Raw genomic sequence first — 20239 nt, forward strand, 5'->3', positions numbered from 1 at the left:
CCAATCCCTCGACGAGGAGAAGGCAGGCATCCATGACAGACACACCGGCCAGCTGGTCGTTCGACACCCGGCAGATCCACGCGGGCGCCGCACCGGATCCAGCGACCGGAGCCCGCGCGACGCCGATCTACCAGACCACGTCCTACGTCTTCCGCGATACGCAGCACGGCGCCGACCTGTTCAGCCTCGCCGAGCCGGGCAACATCTACACGCGCATCATGAACCCGACGCAAGACGTGCTGGAGCAGCGCATCGCCTCGCTCGAGGGCGGGGTGGCGGCGCTCGCGTTCGCGTCCGGCTCGGCCGCGACCACCGCGGCCGTCCTCAACGTCGCCAACGCCGGTGACCACATCGTCTCCGGCGCCAAGCTGTACGGCGGCACCTACAACCTGTTCCACTACACGCTGCCGAAGCTCGGCATCGAGGTCTCCTTCGTCGAGCAGCAGGAGGACCCGGAGCAGTGGCGCGCGGCCGTACGGCCCAACACCAAGGCGTTCTTCGGGGAGACGCTGGCCAACCCCGCGGGCAACGTGCTCGACGTGCGGGCCGTGGCTGACGTGGCCCACGAGTCCGGGGTGCCGCTGCTGGTCGACAACACCATCCCGACGCCGTACGTGCTGCGCCCGATCGAGCACGGGGCCGACGTGGTGATCCACTCCGCGACGAAGTACCTCGGCGGCCACGGCACCACGGTCGCCGGTGTGCTGGTCGACGGTGGCACGTTCGACTTCGGTGCGCAGCCGGAGCGGTTCCCCGGCTTCAACGAGCCCGACCCGAGCTACCACGGCCTCAAGTACTGGGAGGCGCTCGGCCCCGGAGCGTTCGCCGCGAAGGCCCGCGTGCAGTTGCTGCGCGACACCGGCGCCGCGATCGCCCCGCTGAACAGCTTCCTGATCCTGCAGGGCGTCGAGACGCTCTCGCTGCGGATGGAACGCCACCTCAGCAACGCTCAGGCGCTGGCGGAATGGCTCGAGCAGCGCGACGAGGTCGAGCGGGTGTACTACGCGGGCCTGCCGTCGAACCCGTACTACGAGCTGGCCCGCAAGTACCTGCCCAAGGGCGCCGGTGCGGTGCTGTCGTTCGAGCTGCGCGGCGGCGTCGACGCGGGCCGGGCGTTCGTCGACGGCACCGAGCTGTTCAGCCAGCTGGTGAACATCGGCGACGTGCGCAGCCTCATCGCTCACCCGGCCAGCACGACCCACTCGCAGTTGAACCCGCAGGAGCAGCTCGCCAGCGGGGTGACACCGGGCCTGGTGCGCCTGTCCGTCGGGCTGGAGGGTCTGGAGGACCTCAAGGCCGATCTCGAAGCGGGTTTCCGGGCGGCCAAGGACAAGCTGTGACCCAGCCCGAGGGGCGCGTGCCTCCCGCCACCGGTGCGTGGCGGGAGGGCGACCCGCCCGGCCGGCGCCGGTGGTACACCTCGCCCGGGCCGCTCTCGTTGGAACGAGGCGGTGTCCTGCCCGGATACCGCCTCGCCTACGAGACCTGGGGCGAGCGAGCGCCGGACGGGTCGAACGCGGTGCTGGTGCTGCACGCGCTCACGGGTGACAGCCACGTCGCCGGGCCCGCGGAACCCGGGCCACCCGACCGAGGGCTGGTGGGACGGCCTGATCGGCCCCGGCAAGGCGCTGGATCCGGCGGAGTGGTTCATCGTCGCGCCTAACGCGCTCGGCGGCTGTCAGGGCAGCACCGGCCCGTCGTCGACCGCGCCCGACGGCAAGCCGTGGGGTAGCCGGTTTCCCGCGGTGACGATCCGCGACATGGTCGTGGCCGAGGCCGCCTTGGCCGACGAGCTCGGCATCGGCTCGTGGGCGCTCGTCGTCGGCGGGTCGATGGGCGGGATGCGGGCGCTGGAATGGGCGGTGATGTATCCGGAGCGGGTGCGCCGGGCGGCGCTGCTCGCCACGACCGCCCAGGCCAGCGCCGATCAGATCGCGTGGACGTCGGTGCAGATCAAGGCCATCACCTCGGACGCGGGCTGGTGCGGCGGCGACTACTACACCGAGCCGGACAGCGACGGGCCGCACCTCGGGCTGGGCGTGGCCCGGCGCATCGCTCACCTGACCTACCGCGCCGAGCCGGAGCTCGCGACGCGGTTCGGGCGGGCGGCGCAACCCGGCGAGGACCCGATGGACGGCGGCCGGTTCGCGGTGGAGTCCTATCTGGACCATCACGCGGGCAAGCTCGTCGGGCGGTTCGACGCGGGCAGCTACGTGCGGCTGTCCGAGGCGATGAACGCCCACGACGTCGGCCGCGGCCGCGGCGGTGTGGCGGAGGCGTTGCGGCGGGTCACGGCGACCACGCTGGTCGCGGGCGTCGACAGCGACCGCATCTACCCGTTGTACCAGCAGGAGGCGCTGGCGGCCGACATCCCGGCCGCGAAGGAACTGCGGGTGATCGAGTCGGCGCACGGGCATGACGGTTTCCTCATCGAGACCGGCCAGGTGGCCGACCTGCTCACCGATCTGCTGCTGGCGTCGCCGTAGCGCCACCGTCGCCTGCCCTCCGGGGTGTGACGACCGGGCGTTGGGGGTACGTCCTGCGCATGGCGCCTGGTGACGAGCCGATGATCGCGGTGAGCCGCGTGTTCCCCGCGTCGCCCGACGAGGTGTTCGCGGTGCTGGCCGACGGCTGGTGCTACGCGGGCTGGGTCGTCGGCAACGCACACATCCGGCAGGTTGACCGGGACTGGCCCGCGGAGGGCAGCCGCATCCACCACAGCGCCGGGGTCTGGCCGCTGCAGGTACCGGACGTGTCCACCGTGGTCGCGGTCCGCCCCGGCGAGCTGCTCGACCTGGACGCCCGGCTGTGGCCGTTCGGGCGCGCCCGGGTGCGGCTGAACCTGCGGCCCGAGCCCGACGGCAACACCACGGTCGTGCTGGAGGAGCAGGCGGTCACCGGGCCCCTCAGCGTCGTTCCGGCCGCGGTGCAGGCGCTGTTCCTCAAACCGCGCAACACCGAGGCGTTGAGCCGGCTCGCCGATATCGTGGTGGGCCGGCGGGCACGCAGTGGCGGTCAGGCCTGAGACTGGTGACTCGGCCTGCACCAGGGGACCGCGCGCAGCCGCTCGGTCACCCCTGACGGGGGCTGCGCGAGCGGCGCGCTGCCGTGCCCGGCCCCGTCGCGGATGCCGGCAGCGAACGAGGCGATCGTCGAACGCGTGTCGTGCCGCGGCTCCCATCCGAGCAGGTCCCGGGCGCGGGCGGTGTCCACCAGCGCAGCCTTGTCGGCGAGGGCGAGCCAGCCCGGGTGCACCGGTTGCACGCCCGCACGCCAGGTGAGCCATGCGAGCGGCGAGGTCACGGCCAGCGGTACCGGTAGCTGGGGCCCACCGAGCTCGGCCGCCAGTTCGCGCGCGTCGAGCACCGGTTCCGCGGCGAGGTTGAACGAGCCGGCGGCGCGCTGGTCGACGGCGGCGCGGACCGCGGCGGCGACGTCCTCGGCATGGACGGCCTGTGCCCGCAGTCGCGGCCACAGCGGCAGCGGAAGCCACGGCCTGCCGACCGCCGCACCGGGCAGCAGATTGCTCAGCAGCCACCGGGTGAACTGGCCCGCCGCGTCGCGCTGGAGGATGGCGCACGGCCGCAGCCGGGTGACGGCGGTCGTGGGGTGACGGGCGGCGAACGCGTCAAGCTCCCGCTCGAGCCACACCTTGCCGCGGCTGTACGCGCTGGCCGGCACGCCGCCACACGGCCAGTCCTCCGTGACCCGCGACCACCGCGGCGGCGGCGTGTAGGCGGCCACCGACGACGCGACGACAAGGTGCGGCACACCGGCCTCGCCCGCCGCGCGCAACACCGCGCGGGTTCCGGCGACGTTGGTCCGCCCCATCGGCGGGTCGTCCCGGCTCGGGTGGATCGCCCACGCCAGGTGGACGACGGCGTCGGCACCGTCGACCGCGCCGGCCAGCCGGTCCCGCTCGGCGGGGTCACCGACGTCGGCCGAGATCCAGTCGACCCAGTCGTAGGGTTCCCGGACCCGGTCGGGCAGGCGGCGCGCGACGCCCGTGACCGTCCATTCGCGAGCGGGACGGAGCAGGCGCAGCAACGCGGTCCCGACGTTGCCGGTGGCTCCGGTGACGACAACCTTCACGCCAGCGGAGTCCCCGCTGCGAGAAAGGCGAAACCACGTGTGCCGTGATCGCCGAACGGGTAAGCAGGGAGGCGTGAACGGGCCTACTGAGACGGTGGACGCCGTCGTGATCGGCGCGGGACCGAACGGGCTGGTCGCGGCGAATCTTCTGGCCGACGCCGGGTGGGGCGTGCTCGTGCTCGAGGCGACGGAGCGGCCGGGGGGTGCCGTGCAGAGCGCCGAGCTGATCGAGCCGGGTTTCCACCACGACCTGTTCAGCGCGTTCTACCCGATGGCCATGGCATCGCCGGTGATCGCCGGCCTCGACCTGGAGCGCCACGGTCTGCGCTGGCGCCACGCACCGGTGCCACTCGCGCACATCCTGCCCGACGACCGCTGCGCCGTGCTGTCCCGCACCCTCGAGGACACCATGTCGTCGGTGTCGGCGTTCCACCCCGGTGACGGAGAGGTCTGGGCCACCGAATTCGCGGCGTGGTCCCGGGTCCGGGAGCCGTTGCTCGACGCGTTGTTCACGCCTTTCCCGCCGGTGCGCGCCGCGGCGCGACTGGCGCGGGCGCTCGGGGTGGCCGACGGGCTCCGCTTCGCCCGGATGGTGACCATGCCTGCGGCGGCCTGGGGGAGGGAACGCTTCCGGGGAGAGGGCGCGACGCTGCTGCTGTCGGGCAACGCCCTCCACACCGACCTGGGGCCGCACCAGGCGGCGAGCTCGGTCTTCGGGTGGCTGTTGTGCATGCTCGCGCAGGATCTGGGTTTCCCGGTGCCCGAGGGCGGGTCCGGTGAGCTGAGCGGTGCGCTCGTGCGCAGGCTGCAGGCCCGGGGTGGTCGCGTCGAATGCGGGCGGGCGGTCACGCGGGTGCTGACCGCGCGGGGATGTGCGGTGGGCGTCGAGGACGTGTCCGGGGCACGGGTGCGCGCCACGCGCGCCGTGCTGGCCGACGTGCCGGCGCCCGTGCTGTTCCGCAGGCTCGTGGGGGAGGATGGGCTGCCCGCGCGGTTCGTGGAGGACCTGGGCCGGTTCCACTGGGACGACGCGACCGTGAAGGTCGACTGGTCGCTCTCGGGGCCGATCCCGTGGCGGAACCCGGATGCCGCCCGCGCGGGCACGATTCATCTGGCCAACGACCTGGCGGGCCTGACGCGGTACAGCACCGACGTCGATGCCGGGCGGCTTCCCGAGGACCCCATGCTGATCCTGGGGCAGATGGCGGTCGCCGACCCGTCCCGGGCACCCGCGGGACACGAAACCGCGTGGGCCTACACGCACGTGCCGCGGGGTTACGCGTGGGACGCCGACCGGCTGCGCCGCTACGCCGACCACCTGGAGGCCATCATCGAACGGCACGCGCCGGGGTTCACCTCCCGCGTGCGCGGCCGTTACCTGCAGGGGCCGCGGGAACTGGAACGGGACGACCCCAGCCTGGTGGAGGGCGCCGTCAACGGCGGCAGCGCCGCCATGCACCAGCAGCTCGTGTTCCGCCCGGTGCCCGGACTCGGCCGCTCCGACACGCCGATCGACCGGCTGTTCCTGGCCAGTGCGTCGGCGCACCCGGGTGGCGCAGTCCACGGCGGTCCGGGGGCCAACGCCGCCAAGGCCGCGCTCGCGCGCGCCGGGATGGCCGGACCGCTGTACCACCGCGTGATCAGCCGCCTGCACGACGTCGTCTACGCGGGCGGACCGCCCCGGCCCCGGCGCGAGCCGACGTAGGCCTGCTCCCGCAGCGCCGCCAGCCAGCGCGGAGCGGGCCGCAGCGCGGGGTGGGCGTTGCGCATCGAGTCGAACGCCTCGCCGCCCGGTTCGCCGGGCGCGGCGGTGAGTGACAGCCGCGCGATCGGCAGCCACGGCCCGAGCGGTGCGGCGACGGCGAGCGTGAACACCAGCGGCGCGGCAGCCGTGGCCAGGCGCAAGGCCTCGGTGGAGCTCGGGATCGGCGGACCCGGGTCGGGATGCGCACCGAACCAGCACAGCGACCCGGCGATCCGGTAGGGCATCGTGCTGCTGTACACCCCGGCCCGCCAGTCGGCGCGGGCCTGCGGCAGACACCGCAGGACAGGCGCGTTGCCGGTTGTGCTGAACAGCAGGTCCACCGGCCGAGCCGTCCCGTCGGGGCCCGGTAGGCGGACGGCGAGGCCGAGGACATCCGGCCATTCGCCGGGCGTCCCCGCGCCTTTCGACAGCCGGCCCAGGACGTCGAAGCGCTCGCCGGTCGGACCGGCGAGGACGCCCGCGACGGCGGGTGCGGCGTCGCGGGCGGTGAGCTCGAGGTCCCCGGTGAGCAGGACGCCCGCCGGGTGGAAGGCGCGGGCACGCCGCAGCCGGGACGCCGTCGCGGCGGCCCGGTCGACAACGGATCGCACGCCGTGCTCCAGCGCGGTGGTCATGATGGCTCCTCTCCCGATGCGGGGTGCGGTCCTCCTCGGAGCCGGGTCCGGTGCGGCAACCACGGCTCGTTCCGAGGCGCTCCGCGATCGCGGTCCTCGAGGAAACCCTGCCTGCCCTTGCGCCGGACCGCAGCGGACCGCGTGGCCGGCTCGTCACACGTCGCGGACGGTCTCGGCGGCGACCGAGCGCATCGCCCGCCAGAGTCCCTTGGCGGCCGCGCGCCGTTGCCGCTGGGCGCCGGTGCCGTCGCGCAGGAGGCGGTCGATGATCGTGTGCACGGTCCGCAGGTCCCCGGTTCGTTCCAGGGCGGGGCAGACGTGCTCGACGAGCGCGGTGACCAGTTCCGTCGCCGGCCCCGTGTGCTCGGTCCAGGGGTCGACGGCCTTCCCGGCGAGGCCGTAGCGCGCGGCCGACCACAGCGCCACGGCGGCGACCCGGTCGTTCACCCGCGTGGCCTCGCGGCCCTGGTCGAGCTCGGCCAGGGCGGTGTCCACGAGGGCACGCACGAGCAGGGCCTGCAGGACGGCCTCATCGGGGGTGATCGCGGCGTCGGCCGCGCGCACCTCGACGGTCGGCAGCGTGGGGGAGGGGCGGGCGAGCCAGAACGTCATCTGGTCGTCGACGAGCGCTCCGCAGTCGAGCAGCCGTTCCACTTCGGACTGATAGGCCTTCAGGCCGGCGAACCACGGCGGGATGCCCGCGGCGGGGAAGCGCGACTGCTCGACCATCCGCCAGCTCGCGTAGCCGGTGTCGCGGCCGTGCGCGTACGGCGAGTTGGCCGACAGCGCCAGCAGGGTGGGCAGCCACGGCCGGAGGTGGTTCACCACCGCCACGGCGTGTTCCCGGTCGGGGACGGCGCAGTGCACATGACAGCCGCACGCCTGGTAGCCGGTCACGACGCCGCGGTAGAGGCCGTCGATGAGCGCGAACCGGGCGCCGGGGCCACCCGCCGGGTCCGGCCCCTCGAGCGCGGGCGTGCCGCAGGACACGAGCACGACGCCCTCGGCCTGTGCGGCTGTCGCCAGCTCGCGCCGTCCGGCCAGGAGATGCTCCCGCAGCTCGGCGGCGGTCGTGCACACACCGGTCGCGGCCTCCACCTGGCTGGCACGCAGCTCCGCCTGGCACGTCCCCGCATAGGACCGGGTGCGGGCGAGCACCTCCTCGGCGACGGGGACGGCCTGCCACGTGGTCGGGTCGACCAGCAGGAACTCCTCCTCGACGCCGAGCGTGCGGGCGCTCAGCCCGGTCCCTCCGCGTCCAGTCTCCGCAGTGGTCTGGTCGCCGGTCCCTGGATCACCGAGCCGTCGATGCCGAAGCGCGAACCGTGACACGGGCAGTCCCAGGTCTTCTCGGAGTTGTTGAAGTTGACGAGGCAACCCTGGTGGGTGCAGTGCGCCCCGACCGCGTGCAGCCGGCCGTCGGGTTCCCGGTACATCGCCGCCATCCTAGGTCCGACGCGGGCCACGGTCGCGTCTCCGGGCCGGAGACTGCTCGCCTCCCAGGACGTGGCGAGCGCGCGGATGTGGTCGCCGACGAGGTACTTCGCGATCGTGGCCCCTTCCTTGGCGACGGCCGGTGCCGTCCGCGGCGCGAGACGGTTCGGGTAGTACAGCTGCTCGGCGGGATTGGTCACTCCCTGGATGAGGTGCCACAGCAGCAGTCCCGCCGCGGTGCCTCCGGTCATGCCCCACTGGCCGAACCCGGTGGCCACCCAGAGCCGCTTGGCGAACGGGTGATAGCGGCCCACGTAGGGCACGGAGTCCGGTGTGGACATGTCGTGGGCCGACCAGCGGTAGCGGACCTCGGTGAGGCCGACGTGCTCGCGGGCCCACTCCGCGAGCCTGCGATACCGCGTCTCGACGTCGACGTGCGCCCCGGTGCGGTAGTGCTCGCCGCCCACGACCGCGAGCGTCTCCTCGCCGGTGTCGTACGTGCGCACCGAGTGGGACGTGGCGGCGTCGAGGTACATCCCGCTCGGTGCCCGGTCGACCGGGACGGGCCCGCACACGACGAGATCGCGGACCGGGTCGAGCCGGGTGAAGTAAAGGCCCCGGTCGAGGATGGGGTAGTGCGTGGCCACGACGACGTGCTCGGCGCGGACCGTGCCGCGGCTGGTGCGCACGCGCGGCGTGGGCCACTCGTCCACGGCCAGGGCCGCGGTGTGCTCGGCGATCGTCCCGCCGAGCCGTTCGATCTCCGCCGCCAGTCCCAGGAGCCAGCGCCGCGGGTGGAACTGGGCCTGGCCGGTGAACCGGACGGCGGCGACGGCGGGCACGTCGAGGTCGATGTCCTCGGTGAACGACGCGGGCATGCCGGCGCGGGCGGCGGCGTCGGCCTCCTCGGTGATCCGGTCCCGTTGCCGCGGGTCGGTGGTGTAGACGTAGGAGTCGCGGCGGGTGAGGCGGCAGTCGATGGCCAGCTCGGTGGCGGTCTTGGCGACCCACTCCAGGGCCGCGTGCTGGGTCTCGCCGTACCGGGTGGCGGCGGTCCGGCCCTTGCTCCGCTCCAGTTGCCGGTACTTCAGCGCGTGCTGTGCGCTGAGCTTCGCCGTCGTGTGCCCGGAGACGCCGGCCGCGACCTCCTTGCGGTCGAGCACGACGACGGACCGCCCCTCGCGCGCGAGCAGGTAGGCCGTGGTGAGCCCGGCGATGCCGGCGCCGATCACGACGATGTCCGCGTCGTCGGGCAACCGCGGCTGCGCACGCTGGGGCGCGGGCGCGGTGTCGATCCACAGCGACTGCGGCGGCGGCAGGTGGGCGTCGGCGTCCATGCGGTACCTCCTTGGGCGGGTCCCGGGGATTCCCCGTGGCGGGGTGGGAAAACGCGTGGTCAGGCCGTGCGCCGGGAGCGGTCCGACTCCGGCCACACATAGGGCAGGTCGTCCGGCACATCGGGGAACCAGTGCCGGTAGTGGGCGGGGTCCTTGCGGACGAGCGCCGAGGCGTGGCTGCGGTGGAACGCCTCGTCCCCGAACCAGGGCGGCAGGTTCCTCGTGGCGGCGAGCACGTCTTCGGTGCGCGGATCGGTAACACCGACGGACGCGGCGAGATCGGAGCGGAGCTTGCCCGCGCAGGTGTCGGCGTGCCCGGCGGCGACCCACACGGCGCACACCGTCAGCCCGTAGCGGGTGAGCGCCTCCTCGTAGCCGGACCACATCGTCACCGCGGGGTGATGGCGCCAGCCGTAACCGGGCACCGTGAGCCGCGCAGGATCTGCAGTGCCTCCACCCGCTGCCTGCCCAGCCTGAGCCGGTCCAGGACACGTGCGGTGGCCGTGAAGTCGGGGTAGGGGAGGAACGTCTGCATGAGGCCGGCCGGGTCACCCGGCGGCCGGCTCGTCCGGCCTCGCCTCGTGGCCGGAGATCCCGTGCGAGCGGCGCTTGCGCTTGAGTGCGGCCTCGTGCAGGTGCCGCATCCCGCCGGTGAGCTCCCGTCCTTGTCGCTCCAGAGCCCGGAACGGCTCGTAGTAGGTGTCCTCGTAATCCTCCACGACCTGGAACGTCCAGCGGCCGGGGAGCACGTTGCGGCCGAGCAGCTCCCGCTCCAGCCGCTCGGCGAACTCCGGGTGCCCGGCGTCCCGGAGCATGTCGATGGCGTCGCCGACGGCGAAGTCGGCCGTCCCGGTCAGCTGATGGAAGGCGTACAGGTGGCCGCGCGCGATCTCGATGGTCTCGAGTGCCTCGGTGAGCCTGCCGATGGCGGTCACCGTGGCGACGTCCGGGTCGGCGTCGACTCGCGGCGTCTCGGGTGTGTAGGTCATGGAGCCCGGGTACCCGGATCGCCCGGAGGCGAACGCCACGCCTGTCCGACCTGACCGCCAGCGACCGAGGAGGTTGCGTGAGCACCATCACGAAGGCCGTGGACGTCAACGTTCCGATCTCCACGGTCTACAACCAGTGGACCCAGTTCGAGTCGTTCCCGGAGTTCATGGAGGGTGTCGAGGAGATCCGGCAGCTGGATCCCACGCACACCCACTGGGTCACCAAGATCGGCGGCGTGAGGCGCGAGTTCGACGCCACGATCACCGAGCAGCATCCCGAGGAGCGCGTCGCGTGGACCTCCGACTCGGGGCCCGACCACGCCGGGGTCATCACGTTCCACAAGATCGCCGACGGCGTCACCCGGGTGACCGCTCAGATGGACATCGACCCTGAGGGATTCGCCGAGAAGGCGGCCGACAAGGCCGGCGTGATCGAGAAGCGGGTCGACGGCGACCTGCAGCGGTTCAAGCAGTTCATCGAGCGCCGCGGGAGCGAGACCGGCGCGTGGCGGGGAGACGTTCCCCGGTCCGGCGGGTGATCCCCAGCGCGGGGCGCGTCAGCGGCCGGTGAACCGGGCTTCGCGGCGCTCGACGAAGCTCTGCAGCCCTTCCTGGGCGTCCTCGCTGGCCATGATGTCGGGCAGCAGCGTCCGCAGGTGGTCGGCGGCGGCCCGTTCGGAGTCGGCGCGCTCGGCGAGGCGGGCGTTCGCGAGCGTGCCCTGCACGCCGAGTGGTGCCTGCGCGGCGATGACCCGGGCGATCTCGGCCGCGCGCTGGAGTTGCGTGCCTGCGGGGACGACCTCCTGCACGAGCCCGATGCGGTGCGCCTCGGCGGCGCCGAACTCCTCGCCGGTGAGCAGGAAGCGCATCGCGTTGCCCCAGCCCAGTTGCGCGGGTGCGCGCAGGGTCGCTCCGCCGAACGGGATGATGCCCCGCCCGATCTCGAGCTGGCGGAAGCGGACGTCCTCGGCGGCGATCACGATGTCGGCGGCGAGCGCCAGCTCGATCGACAGGGTGAAGGCGATGCCCTGCACGGCGAGCACGATCGGCTTGGGCACGGGCGGCTTCCACAGGCCGAACGGGTCGTGTTTGCCCGCGCCGGCGAGGGCGTCGGGGCCGTGTTCCTGCACGGCAGGCCACACGTCGGTGAGGTCGAGGCCGGCGCTGAAATGGTCACCGTGTCCGTACAGCACGCCGACGCGCGCGTCGGGATCGTCGGCGAGCCGATCGTAGGCGAGGCCGACCTCGTCGATGGTCTGCCGGTCCCACGCGTTGCGCTTGGCTGCGCGGTCGACTCCGATCAGCAGGACGTGGCCGTCTCGTTCGACGGTGACCCGTGGCGACATGCGGTGACCTCCCTGGCGTCGTTACCAGCGGTAGGTTGTCACGTCGGTAAAGTGTATAATGACCTATACGGCGTGGCTTTGTGAGACACTACCTGCACTCCTCTCACCTCACCATGCCGTCACCACACAGCACGGACGCGGCCGGGCCCGGCCCGGATTTCGGCCGACTGGTCTATTCGCCTGTAGCCGGCGGGGTCGGCGGGCCGAGCTTCCTCCAGGTGTCCGCGAGGTCGTCGATGGCCGGTGCGAGCGTCGGAATCCGACCGTCCACACCGGACTGTTCACGAGGGCGACGTGCAGAGGAACCAGCTGGTGATCGGGCAGGCGCTGACCGGCGTGCCCGCGTTCCGCTGAGCGGAGTCAGGACCGAAGCCTGCGCAGGCCGAGGGCGCAAAGCCCGCAGGCGGCACCCCAGGCGGCGTTGACCGCGAACAGCGGGACGATCGCCGCCGGGTTGGCGAGCGGGCCCTGCAGCTCACCATGCATCATCGGGGAGAGCACGGCGCTGAGCACCAGCGACGCGAGCGCATAGACGAGTCCCGTGGCGACAAGGGTCAGCAGGGGGTCGCGGGCGCGGCCGAGGCCCGCGACCAGAATCCACACCACCGAGATGGCGACGGTGAGGATGATCGGCGTCGCGGGTTTGCCGAGCGCGTCGCTGACCCCGGTGATCGAGGCGATCGGACGGAGCAGGGCGACAACGGTGAGGGCGACGACCAGCCGCCAGTCCAGGCGATGGCGCAGCGATTCGGGCGGGCGAGGTGCGGAAGTCACGTCACCATGCTCGGGTCTGCCGGTGCCTTTCGCGTCCCTCCACGGTGGTCACCTGCGCTACTCCCGTGGTCGCGGGTGGGCGTGCCCGCCTACCACCGGAGTTGCGGACCGCGGCTCAGCGCACACCGGCGTCGCTGGTGGTGGGTGCTGAAGAGTCGAGGTACTCGACGAGGCCGCGCTCGTGCAGGAGGTCGACGATCTTCTTCGCGGCGGTCTCGGGCGGGAGCCGGCTCGTGTCGAGCTCGAGATCCGGGTGCTCGGGACGTTCGTAGACGTCGTCGACACCGGTCAGTCCCTTCACCTCGCCCGCGGCGGCCCTGGCGTAGAGACCTTTCGGGTCGCGCCGCGCGCATTCCTGCAGCGGAGTGCTGACGTACACCTCGAAGAACGCCGAGCCGCGCTGGTGGTGTCGTTGGCGGACGGCCTGCCGGGTCTCGGCGTAGGGAGCGATCACCGGCACGAGCGTCAGCACGCGGTGGCGGGCCAGCAGTTCGGCGATGAAGCCGACGCGGCGGCCCTGGACATCCCGGTCCCGGCGGGAGAAGCCGAGGTCGCTGGAGATCGTCGTGCGGATCTCGTCGCCGTCGAGCACTTCCACCTCGGCATCGGAGCCGACGAGGTCCGCGACGGTGCGGGCGACCGTCGACTTGCCCGCGCCGGATAATCCGGTCAGCCACACCGTGGCACCGCGGTTGAGACGCAGGGCCGGGCCCGCTGACATAGACGTCCTCCTCCGGTTGTCGTCGGCAATGGGCCGTTGTCACGCGCGTGGTGGTCATCATGCCCGTCGGCACGCGGCACGTCTCGTTCAGAGCGAAACTCGCCGCGAAGGGCCCAGCAAACCATCCGGCGCCACCGACTACGCTTCCGGGGCCATGACCTCCGCAACGCAGCGCGTGTATCTGCACATCGGCCTGCCGAAGACGGGAACGACCTCGCTGCAGGAGTTGATGTGGCATCACCGCGACGCCCTCGCCGCCGACGGGGTGTTCTTCCCCGGGCACGACCTCGGCGCCCATCACCGGGCGGCCATGGACGTGCATCCGGGGCGGTACGGCGATTGGCGGGAGACGCGCACGGCCGGGTCGTGGGCGTGGATCGTCGAGGAGGCTCGCTCGTTCCGGGGGACGACGGTGATCTCGTCGGAGCTGCTGGCGCCGGCCAGCCCGGAGGAGGCGGCGCAGGTGCTGTCGGCGTTCGGGTTCGCCGAGGTGCACGTCGTCTGCACCGCGCGTGACCTGGCGCGGCAGATCCCGTCGGTGTGGCAGGAGAATGTCAAGACCAGGCAGAGCACGTCCTTCGCCGAGCTACTGGCGTCGTTGCGTGGGGGGGAACTGGACGACACGGCGAGGCTGTTCTGGGACTACCAGGACCTGCCTCGGGTGCTGCGCACGTGGAGCCAGGGCCTGCCCTCCGACCGCGTCCACGTGGTGACGGTGCCGCCCCGCGGCGCGCGGCCCGGCCTGCTGTGGGAGCGGTTCGCTTCGCTACTGGGCCTGGACCCGGCGCGGTACTCGACCGATGTTCCGCACTACGGCAACTTCTCGTTGGGGTACGCCGAGACGGAGCTGCTGCGCCGGGTCAACCAGGCGCTCGACGACGACTTCCCCTGGCTGCACTACGCGGGTTCGGTCAAGGACCGGTTCGCCGCGACGGTGCTCGCCGGGCGTAGCGGGCGTACGCACATTCCGCTGCCGAAGCAGGACGCCGGCTGGGTGCGGGACACCGCCGAGCGGCACATCGCGGAGGTCACCGCTGCCGGTGTCGACGTGGTCGGCGACCTGGCGGAGCTGCTTCCGGCCGACCCGCCTGCCGATCCGCCCGAGACGGCCGAAGGGCTCGAACCCGGCGACGCCGAACTCCTCGACATCGCCGTGACCGCGATCGCGGATCTGCTGCAGCGTCCGGCCGAGGCCACGTCCGCGCCGGCGCGCAGGCCACCGAAGAAGGCGCGGGCCGTGCGGCTCCGGCAGGTTGTCATGCAGCTGTCCGAGCAGTATCCGCAGGTGATGTCGGCTCGGCGGGCGTATTGGCGGGCGAAGGCGCGGCTGCGACGCTGAGCTCCACCGGATCGGGTGGGTCGTCCGGTCGCTCACCGTGGGTAGCCTTCCGTGGTGAGATCGCGACTGACCGTGATGGTGACGTGCTGGCTGGTGGCGACGCTGGGGATGCCGTCCGCGTGGGCGGTTGTTCCGGAACCGCTGATTCCGCGGGATTTCCCCGATCCCGAGGTGATCGTGGCGGACGGGGTCCATTACGCGTATGCCACGGGCACCGAGCGGCAGCGCGTGCCCTACGCCGTGGGCGGCGTGGACGGGGCGAGCTGGCAGGTGGGCGGGGACGCGCTGCCCAGGCGGCCCCGCTGGATGGCCGTCGGCGCGGGTGCGTGGGCTCCGGACGTGTCGGTCCGGCCCAATGGTGACTACCTGCTGTACTTCACCGGCCCCCGCGCGGGCGACGGCACGTTGTGCGTGGGTGCGGCGACGGCGCCGCGTCCGGAGGGACCGTTCCGGCCCGCTCCGGAGCCGCTGGTGTGCGAGTCACGGCTCGGCGGGGTCATCGATCCGGCGAGCTTCGTCGCCGAGGACGGCAGGCGTTATCTGGTGTACAAGACGAACGCGGACCCGGCGACGATCTGGCTCCAGCCGGTCGAGCCGGGTGGGATGGCGCTCGGCGGGGCGCCGACGCCGTTGTTGCGGGCGGACCGGCCGGACGAGGGCGGGATCGTGGAGGCGCCGGTGCTCGTGCGGCGGCCGTCGGGGTACGTGCTGTTCTACGCGGCCAACCATTTCCGGAGCCGGCACTACCAGACCCGCTATGCGACGGCGTCGTCGCTGAAAGGTCCGTACCGCAAGGCGGGTGGCCCGCTGCTCACGTCGGCGTCGACGGGGATCGAGTCTCCCGGCGGCGCCGACGTGGCAGCCGGGCACCTGTATTTCCACGGGTGGCTGGGCGGCGGCCGCGAGGTGCGGGCGATGTACCGCCTCGCCTACCGGTGGGCCGGGGACCGGCCGGTCGTGCCCGGCCGGTCCGATGTGGCCGGTCAGCCGACGCGGTCGAGCTGAAGGTGATCGAGGTTGAAGTTCTGGAACTCGTTGTCGTTCATGCGGACGACGAGCTCGTGGGTGCCCTTGGTGAGGTGACGCCGTTGCAGGTGCTGGACCTCGAACGCCTCGTGGTGCGTGGTCGTCACGATGCGGATCGGGGCGCTGGTGTCCTCGCCCCAGTCGAGCGTTACCGTGCCGGCCGGGGAGTAGGGCGACGACACGCGCGCGGAGACGTCGTAGACGCCCGTGACGGGCACGCTCACCCGGTACTTCAGCCACTCGCCCGCGCGGATCCAGTTGACCGCGATGGCGCCCTCGAGGTCGCAGATGTCGACGCCCTCGTCGAGCCGGGCGACGGTGCAGCGGTTGGGGTCCAGGTCGTGGTAGCCGACGCCGTCGCCGCCCGGGGCGAAGTCCTCGGCTTCGATCCGGATCGAGCGGTTGCCGGGCTGCCTGCCGTAGTGGTCGAGGTTGCCGCCGTCGCGCCAGTAGTCCAGTGCCTCGACGTTGTCGGTCTGGATCATGCTCGCGCCGTAGGTCTTGACCACGGGACGCCAGCCGAGTCGCTCGTCGCGCAGCGACGCCTCGTCGGTGTACTCCATGGCCAGGCCCTTCCACATCGTGTTGATCCAGACGCGGCTCGTGTCGCGGATCTTCGCGAGTGTCGCGGGCTGCACCTGCGGGTCGGCGGGGTCGTCGAAGACGACCTCGTAGGCCACGGGCTGCCGGCCGGGGAACGTGCCGACGGCGTCGGCGTTGCCGTCGTCGACGATGTGCATGTAGAGGATCTCGGGGTCGCGGGCCATGAACGCCGCGGCCTCGGCGACGGTGGGGCTGCCCTTGAACAGCGCATGGTCGACGGTGCCGGTGCGCCGCAGCACCTCGTACATCTCCTCGCGCACGGCCCAGCCCTTGTCGAGGTTGACCAGAGCGCGACCCTGCACGGTGCGCACGGCTTCCTCGAAGGTCGGCACGGTGTGCTCGGTGAGGGGCGCCTGGCTGCCGCCGAGCCCCTGCTTGAGTCGCAGGGATTTGATCTGGGCGAGGGTGAGGTCGGCGACGCGGCCGGTGCCGTCGGTGGTGCGGTCGACCGTCTCGTCGTGCATGAGGACGAGATGTCCGTCTCGGGTGCGGCGGACGTCGATCTCCACGATCTCGGCGCCGTCTGCGATGGCGTGGCGGATCGCGGCGAGCGAGTTCTCGGGTGCGTCCCGCCACTGCCCGCGGTGGGCGGCGATCATCAGCGGTGCGCCTTGACCGTGCCGCAGCAGGGTGTCGTGGATGCGGTCGAATGTGCTCGGCGGTGCGGCCACGGCGGGGGCGACGGTGGGGGAGCCGGCGAGCGCGGCCGCGGCCAGCGCGGTGGCGATCAGGACATTCCGGGTCTTTCGGGTCATGCTCGACAGTTTCGGCGGGGTCGCTGTCGGGGGTGTGAACGTTCCCGGTGGCCTTGCTGAACGGTGGATTGATCTTGCTCCCCCGGGCCGGCGAGCTCTGTGGCGCGGTTCTTGTCGGTGGCCGATGCGAACATACGTTCGTGAGCACCGAGGGGCCGATCCTGCACGCCGACCTCGACGCGTTCTATGCCTCCGTCGAGCAGCGCGACGATCCACGCCTGCGCGGGCGGCCGGTGATCGTCGGCGGGGGAGTGGTGCTCGCCGCCAGCTATGAGGCGAAGGCCTACGGGGTGCGCACGGCGATGGGCGGCGGGCAGGCGCGGCGGCTGTGCCCGCACGCGATCGTCGTGCCGCCGCGCATGGCGGCGTACTCGGCCGCCAGCAAGGCGGTGTTCGGCGTGTTCGAGCGGACCACTCCGAACGTCGAGGGCGTGTCGATCGACGAGGCGTTCCTCGACGTCGGCGGGTTGCGACGGATCGCGGGCACACCGTCGGAGATCGCCCGCAGGCTGCGTCAGGACGTCGCCGAACAGGTCGGGCTGCCGATCACGGTGGGCGTGGCGCGGACGAAGTTCCTCGCGAAGGTCGCCAGTGGGGTGGCCAAGCCGGACGGTCTGCTGGTGGTGCCGTCCGACGGCGAGCTGGAGTTCCTGCATCCACTGCCCGTCGAGCGGCTGTGGGGTGTCGGCGCGGTCACCGCCGCGAAGCTGCGTGCCCGCGGGATCACGACGGTCGGGCAGGTGGCCGCGCTGGACGAGCGGTCTTTGGTGGCCATGCTCGGCCGCGCGGCGGGCCGGCACCTGCACGCGCTCGCGCACAACCGGGATCCGCGCCCGGTGCGGGTGGGTCGCCGGCGGCGGTCCATGGGGGCGCAGCGTGCGCTCGGCAGGCGCCGGCGGTCGCCTGCCGAGCTCGACGCGATGCTGGCGGGCCTGGTGGACAAGCTGGCCCGGCGCCTGCGCGGGGCCGGGCGGGTGTGCCGCACGGTCGTGCTGCGCCTGAGGTTCGCGGACTACACGAGGGCGACGCGGTCGCACACCATGGTCGAGCCGACCGCGCAGACCGAGGTCATCCTCGCCACGGCCCGCGGCCTGCTCGCCGCCGCCCTGCCGCTCATCGAACAGGCCGGTATCACGCTGATCGGTGTCTCACTGACCAATCTGGACAACGCCGATGCCGTGCAACTCGCCCTGCCGTTCGGACCCGGCGGCGATCCGGCCCTCGACGCCACCCTGGACACGGTGCGTGACCGGTTCGGCTCCACGGCCGTCACCCGCGCCACGCTGCTCGGCAAGGACCCCGGGCTCTCCGTCCCGCTGCTGCCGGACTGACGTGGAGCTTCCCGCGGTGCCGCCGGTCCGGGAACACGGTCCTACGCCTCCCGTTCGTCCTCCGTCGAGGACGCGTCGTGCCGACGGCGCCGCTGCTCGACGGCGAGCCGCGTGTCCTCCTCGACGAGGTCGGCGTTGACGGCGCCCGCCGTGGCGACACCTCCTGCCGCGGCGCCGATGACCTGTGCCGCCAGGTTGGTGACGTTGCCCGCTACCCACACGCCCGGCACGTCGGTGGCACCCGAGGGGTCCGCCGGGATCGCGGAGCCCAGCACATGTCCGTTGACGACGTGCTCGCGCGGGTGCAGGCCCAGCCCGGTGAACACCTCGGTGCGGGCGACGAACCGCGGCGCGACCACGAGCGCATCGCAGCCGACGACCTCGCCGGAGACCAGCCGTACCCCGGACAACCGGTCGCCGGTCACCTCGATCTCGGCCACCTTGCCGGACACCACCCGGATTCCCCGGGCGTCGAGCCGTTCCCGCTCGTCCGGGTCCGGGTCGGACGCGGTGTGCAGCAGCACGGTGATGTCACTGCTGAGCTGGCGGAACAGCAGCGCCTGGTGCAGCGCCCACGCGGTCGTGGTCGCGAGCACGGCGATGGAGCGATCGCGCACCTCCCAGCCGTGGCAGTAGGGGCAGTGGAGGACGTCGCGGCCCCACCGCGACGCCAGTCCGGGCACGTCCGGCAGCTCGTCGACGAGGCCGGTCGTGACGATCACCCGTCGCGCCCGCACGGGCCCGCCATCGGCGAGCTCCACGGTGAACGTGCCGTCGTCGGTGCGCCGCGCGGTGACCACCCGGCCGTCGACGATCTCGCCGCCGTAGCCGGCGACCTCGGCGCGTCCCGCGGCCAGGAGTTCGGAGGGCGGGGTGCCGTCGCGGGTGAGGTAGTTGTGGACGTGGCCCGCGGGTGCGTTGCGGGGCGTGCCGTCGTCGACCACCAGGACCGAACGGCGCGCCCGCGCGAGCGTCAAGGCCGCGCCGAGTCCCGCGGCACCGCCGCCGATCACCGCGACGTCGTAGCTGTCCTTCACCATGCGCCTCCTCCGCGCTCATCCTGCTGAGCCGACTGTCCGGCAGAATCGCGACGGCGACAAGAAACGTTGCCGATCTGGCAAACTGGCGGGCATGGAGGACGCCGTGACCTCGCTCGACGAGGTCCTCGACGCGGTCGGTCCGCGGCTGCGGGCGTTGCGTCGCAAGCGTGGGGCCACCCTGGCGCAGGTGTCGGAAGCCACCGGCATCTCGGTCAGCACGCTGTCGCGGCTGGAATCGGGCCGCCGCAAGCCCACGCTGGAGCTGCTGCTGTTGCTCGCGAAGGCGCACCGGGTGCCGCTGACCGAGATCGTGGACGCGCCGGTGACGGCGGATCCGCGGGTGCATCCGCGCCCGATCGTGCGCCACGGCATGACGTACCTGCCGCTGACCCGGCGTCCCGGAGGCGTGCGCGCGTACAAGCAGATCATTCCGCCGCAGGGGCCGAACCAGGAACCGGAGCCTCAGACGCACGAGGGCTATGAGTGGCTGTACGTGCTGTCCGGCCGGATCCGTCTCGTGCTCGGTGACCACGACCTGGTCCTGACGCCCGGGGAGGTGGTCGAGTTCGACACGCACGTGCCGCACTGGTTCGGCAACGCGGGGCCCGAACCGGCCGAGGTTCTCAGCCTGTTCGGCCCGCAGGGCGAGCGGATCCACGTCCGCGCGCGGGCGGTTCTCAGATGATCTCGCGCCCGCTGCGCGCCCGGAACCGGATCTTATGCCGCGGGACGAACGCGGTGACGACCGTTCGCCACTCCCTGTCCGCGGTGAGCAGCTGGTAGGAGACGAGGCCGAGCATCCCGCCGTCCACCGCGGGCATCCACCCGCGCAACAGGCCCTTCACCTCGTATCGGTACTGCAGCCCCTCCGGGGCGTCGTCGTGGAAGGAGAACGGGTCGCGGCGCAGGGCGCCGCGCAGATCGGCCCACACCCACTCAGCGGGCTCCACCGGGCGGAACGAGCCGGGCGGCGTTTCGGCCGGCGTCCACACCGGACGGATCGGCGTCGAGCTGACGTCCCGCCGCCACCACCGGCACGGCGGTCGAGCTGGCTGGTTCATCTGCTCTCCCGG

The 20239-nt window shown here is 72.6% G+C and carries 19 protein-coding genes and 2 pseudogenes; 9 read left to right on the forward strand and 12 right to left on the reverse strand.

The features are described 5' to 3' along the window. Window positions 1-32: 32 nt before the first annotated feature. The 3 genes and pseudogenes from ACFSZT_RS18585 to ACFSZT_RS18595 all read left to right on the forward strand — a co-directional run bounded on the left by ACFSZT_RS18585 (window position 33) and on the right by ACFSZT_RS18595 (window position 3025). Complete coding sequence (locus tag ACFSZT_RS18585; RefSeq protein WP_377390750.1) at window positions 33-1340, forward strand: bifunctional o-acetylhomoserine/o-acetylserine sulfhydrylase; 1308 nt, start codon at window positions 33-35, stop codon at window positions 1338-1340. Beyond that, window positions 1337-2486 (forward strand): annotated as a pseudogene (gene metX, locus ACFSZT_RS18590) (homoserine O-acetyltransferase MetX). Before ACFSZT_RS18585 ends, metX begins: the two are co-directional and overlap by 4 nt. A gap of 80 nt (window positions 2487-2566) precedes the next feature. Then, window positions 2567-3025, forward strand: a complete 459-nt coding sequence (locus tag ACFSZT_RS18595) for an SRPBCC family protein (RefSeq protein ID WP_377391557.1) — start codon at window positions 2567-2569, stop codon at window positions 3023-3025. Here the strand turns inward: ACFSZT_RS18595 and ACFSZT_RS18600 are convergent. After that, window positions 3016-4092: an NAD-dependent epimerase/dehydratase family protein gene (locus ACFSZT_RS18600; protein ID WP_377390752.1), complete on the reverse strand. Its 1077-nt coding sequence runs from the start codon at window positions 4090-4092 to the stop codon at window positions 3016-3018. The two genes, ACFSZT_RS18595 and ACFSZT_RS18600, sit on opposite strands and share 10 nt — an antisense overlap. A 73-nt stretch (window positions 4093-4165) precedes the next feature. Between ACFSZT_RS18600 and ACFSZT_RS18605 the strand changes: the two genes are divergently transcribed. Then, window positions 4166-5797, forward strand: a complete 1632-nt coding sequence (locus ACFSZT_RS18605) for a phytoene desaturase family protein (protein WP_377390754.1) — start codon at window positions 4166-4168, stop codon at window positions 5795-5797. On the opposite strand, the gene ACFSZT_RS18610 is transcribed toward ACFSZT_RS18605, so the two are convergent. From ACFSZT_RS18610 to ACFSZT_RS18630, 5 genes and pseudogenes are all read right to left on the reverse strand, one after another. Beyond that, the gene (locus ACFSZT_RS18610; RefSeq protein WP_377390756.1) at window positions 5755-6471 is read right to left on the reverse strand and encodes a hypothetical protein; all 717 of its coding nucleotides are present in this window, start codon (window positions 6469-6471) and stop codon (window positions 5755-5757) included. The two genes, ACFSZT_RS18605 and ACFSZT_RS18610, sit on opposite strands and share 43 nt — an antisense overlap. 153 nt (window positions 6472-6624) lie before the next feature. Beyond that, on the reverse strand, window positions 6625-7803 hold the full coding sequence (locus tag ACFSZT_RS18615) for a carboxylate-amine ligase (RefSeq protein ID WP_377390758.1): 1179 nt from the start codon (window positions 7801-7803) through the stop codon (window positions 6625-6627). Then, window positions 7710-9242 carry an FAD-dependent oxidoreductase gene (locus ACFSZT_RS18620; protein WP_377390760.1) on the reverse strand — a complete coding sequence of 511 codons (1533 nt, stop codon included), beginning with the start codon at window positions 9240-9242 and terminating at the stop codon, window positions 7710-7712. Before ACFSZT_RS18620 ends, ACFSZT_RS18615 begins: the two co-directional genes overlap by 94 nt. Window positions 9243-9301: 59 nt before the next feature. Then, a pseudogene (locus ACFSZT_RS18625) lies at window positions 9302-9777 on the reverse strand (MSMEG_6728 family protein). A gap of 13 nt (window positions 9778-9790) precedes the next feature. After that, complete coding sequence (locus ACFSZT_RS18630; RefSeq protein WP_377390762.1) at window positions 9791-10231, reverse strand: hypothetical protein; 441 nt, start codon at window positions 10229-10231, stop codon at window positions 9791-9793. A gap of 77 nt (window positions 10232-10308) precedes the next feature. Here ACFSZT_RS18630 and ACFSZT_RS18635 point away from each other — a divergent pair, with 77 nt between their 5' ends. After that, window positions 10309-10770, forward strand: a complete 462-nt coding sequence (locus tag ACFSZT_RS18635) for an SRPBCC family protein (RefSeq protein WP_377390764.1) — start codon at window positions 10309-10311, stop codon at window positions 10768-10770. An 18-nt stretch (window positions 10771-10788) separates the two neighbouring features. Here ACFSZT_RS18635 and ACFSZT_RS18640 read toward each other — a convergent pair whose 3' ends face one another. The 3 genes from ACFSZT_RS18640 to cysC all read right to left on the reverse strand — a co-directional run bounded on the left by ACFSZT_RS18640 (window position 10789) and on the right by cysC (window position 13072). After that, window positions 10789-11577, reverse strand: coding sequence for a crotonase/enoyl-CoA hydratase family protein (locus tag ACFSZT_RS18640; RefSeq protein ID WP_377390766.1), 789 nt, complete (start codon window positions 11575-11577; stop codon window positions 10789-10791). A gap of 360 nt (window positions 11578-11937) precedes the next feature. Beyond that, window positions 11938-12351 (reverse strand): hypothetical protein, encoded by a 414-nt coding sequence (locus ACFSZT_RS18645; RefSeq protein ID WP_377390768.1) that lies wholly within the window; start codon window positions 12349-12351, stop codon window positions 11938-11940. Between the two features lie 115 nt (window positions 12352-12466). Further along, the gene (gene cysC / locus ACFSZT_RS18650; RefSeq protein WP_377390770.1) at window positions 12467-13072 is read right to left on the reverse strand and encodes an adenylyl-sulfate kinase; all 606 of its coding nucleotides are present in this window, start codon (window positions 13070-13072) and stop codon (window positions 12467-12469) included. Window positions 13073-13226: 154 nt separating this feature from the next. Between cysC and ACFSZT_RS18655 the strand changes: the two genes are divergently transcribed. Together ACFSZT_RS18655 and ACFSZT_RS18660 are read left to right on the forward strand one after the other, a co-directional pair. Then, window positions 13227-14411: a hypothetical protein gene (locus ACFSZT_RS18655; RefSeq protein WP_377390772.1), complete on the forward strand. Its 1185-nt coding sequence runs from the start codon at window positions 13227-13229 to the stop codon at window positions 14409-14411. A 54-nt stretch (window positions 14412-14465) separates the two neighbouring features. Further along, on the forward strand, window positions 14466-15416 hold the full coding sequence (locus tag ACFSZT_RS18660; protein WP_377390774.1) for a glycoside hydrolase family 43 protein: 951 nt from the start codon (window positions 14466-14468) through the stop codon (window positions 15414-15416). Here the strand turns inward: ACFSZT_RS18660 and ACFSZT_RS18665 are convergent. Next, complete coding sequence (locus ACFSZT_RS18665; RefSeq protein ID WP_377390776.1) at window positions 15395-16795, reverse strand: glycerophosphodiester phosphodiesterase family protein; 1401 nt, start codon at window positions 16793-16795, stop codon at window positions 15395-15397. The genes ACFSZT_RS18660 and ACFSZT_RS18665 overlap by 22 nt on opposite strands. 140 nt (window positions 16796-16935) lie before the next feature. On the opposite strand from ACFSZT_RS18665, the gene dinB reads away from it, so the two are divergent. Next, window positions 16936-18126 (forward strand): DNA polymerase IV, encoded by a 1191-nt coding sequence (gene dinB / locus ACFSZT_RS18670; RefSeq protein WP_377390778.1) that lies wholly within the window; start codon window positions 16936-16938, stop codon window positions 18124-18126. 41 nt (window positions 18127-18167) lie between these two features. Here the strand turns inward: dinB and ACFSZT_RS18675 are convergent, their stop codons facing one another. After that, window positions 18168-19166, reverse strand: coding sequence for an NAD(P)/FAD-dependent oxidoreductase (locus ACFSZT_RS18675; protein WP_377390780.1), 999 nt, complete (start codon window positions 19164-19166; stop codon window positions 18168-18170). Window positions 19167-19257: 91 nt separating this feature from the next. Here ACFSZT_RS18675 and ACFSZT_RS18680 point away from each other — a divergent pair, with 91 nt between their 5' ends. Next, complete coding sequence (locus ACFSZT_RS18680) at window positions 19258-19851, forward strand: helix-turn-helix domain-containing protein (RefSeq protein ID WP_377390782.1); 594 nt, start codon at window positions 19258-19260, stop codon at window positions 19849-19851. On the opposite strand, the gene ACFSZT_RS18685 is transcribed toward ACFSZT_RS18680, so the two are convergent. Then, a complete protein-coding gene (locus ACFSZT_RS18685; RefSeq protein ID WP_377390784.1) occupies window positions 19844-20227 on the reverse strand; it encodes a hypothetical protein in 384 nt (127 codons plus the stop codon). The two genes, ACFSZT_RS18680 and ACFSZT_RS18685, sit on opposite strands and share 8 nt — an antisense overlap. Between the last annotated feature and the right edge of the window lie 12 nt (window positions 20228-20239).

Origin of the sequence: Prauserella oleivorans (assembly GCF_042685745.1) — a bacterium.
Taxonomy (GTDB): domain Bacteria; phylum Actinomycetota; class Actinomycetes; order Mycobacteriales; family Pseudonocardiaceae; genus Prauserella_A; species Prauserella_A oleivorans.

Bases quoted from the DNA above. Each gene is read 5' to 3' on its own strand.
- ACFSZT_RS18630 (WP_377390762.1), bottom strand. From the start codon at position 10,231: ATGACCTACACACCCGAGACGCCGCGAGTCGACGCCGACCCGGACGTC.
- ACFSZT_RS18585 (WP_377390750.1), top strand. From the start codon at position 33: ATGACAGACACACCGGCCAGCTGGTCGTTCGACACCCGGCAGATCCAC.
- ACFSZT_RS18620 (WP_377390760.1), bottom strand. From the start codon at position 9,242: ATGGACGCCGACGCCCACCTGCCGCCGCCGCAGTCGCTGTGGATCGAC.
- ACFSZT_RS18685 (WP_377390784.1), bottom strand. From the start codon at position 20,227: ATGAACCAGCCAGCTCGACCGCCGTGCCGGTGGTGGCGGCGGGACGTC.
- cysC (WP_377390770.1), bottom strand. From the start codon at position 13,072: ATGTCAGCGGGCCCGGCCCTGCGTCTCAACCGCGGTGCCACGGTGTGG.
- ACFSZT_RS18655 (WP_377390772.1), top strand. From the start codon at position 13,227: ATGACCTCCGCAACGCAGCGCGTGTATCTGCACATCGGCCTGCCGAAG.
- ACFSZT_RS18640 (WP_377390766.1), bottom strand. From the start codon at position 11,577: ATGTCGCCACGGGTCACCGTCGAACGAGACGGCCACGTCCTGCTGATC.
- ACFSZT_RS18610 (WP_377390756.1), bottom strand. From the start codon at position 6,471: ATGACCACCGCGCTGGAGCACGGCGTGCGATCCGTTGTCGACCGGGCC.
- ACFSZT_RS18665 (WP_377390776.1), bottom strand. From the start codon at position 16,795: ATGACCCGAAAGACCCGGAATGTCCTGATCGCCACCGCGCTGGCCGCG.
- ACFSZT_RS18595 (WP_377391557.1), top strand. From the start codon at position 2,567: ATGATCGCGGTGAGCCGCGTGTTCCCCGCGTCGCCCGACGAGGTGTTC.
- ACFSZT_RS18680 (WP_377390782.1), top strand. From the start codon at position 19,258: ATGGAGGACGCCGTGACCTCGCTCGACGAGGTCCTCGACGCGGTCGGT.
- ACFSZT_RS18675 (WP_377390780.1), bottom strand. From the start codon at position 19,166: ATGGTGAAGGACAGCTACGACGTCGCGGTGATCGGCGGCGGTGCCGCG.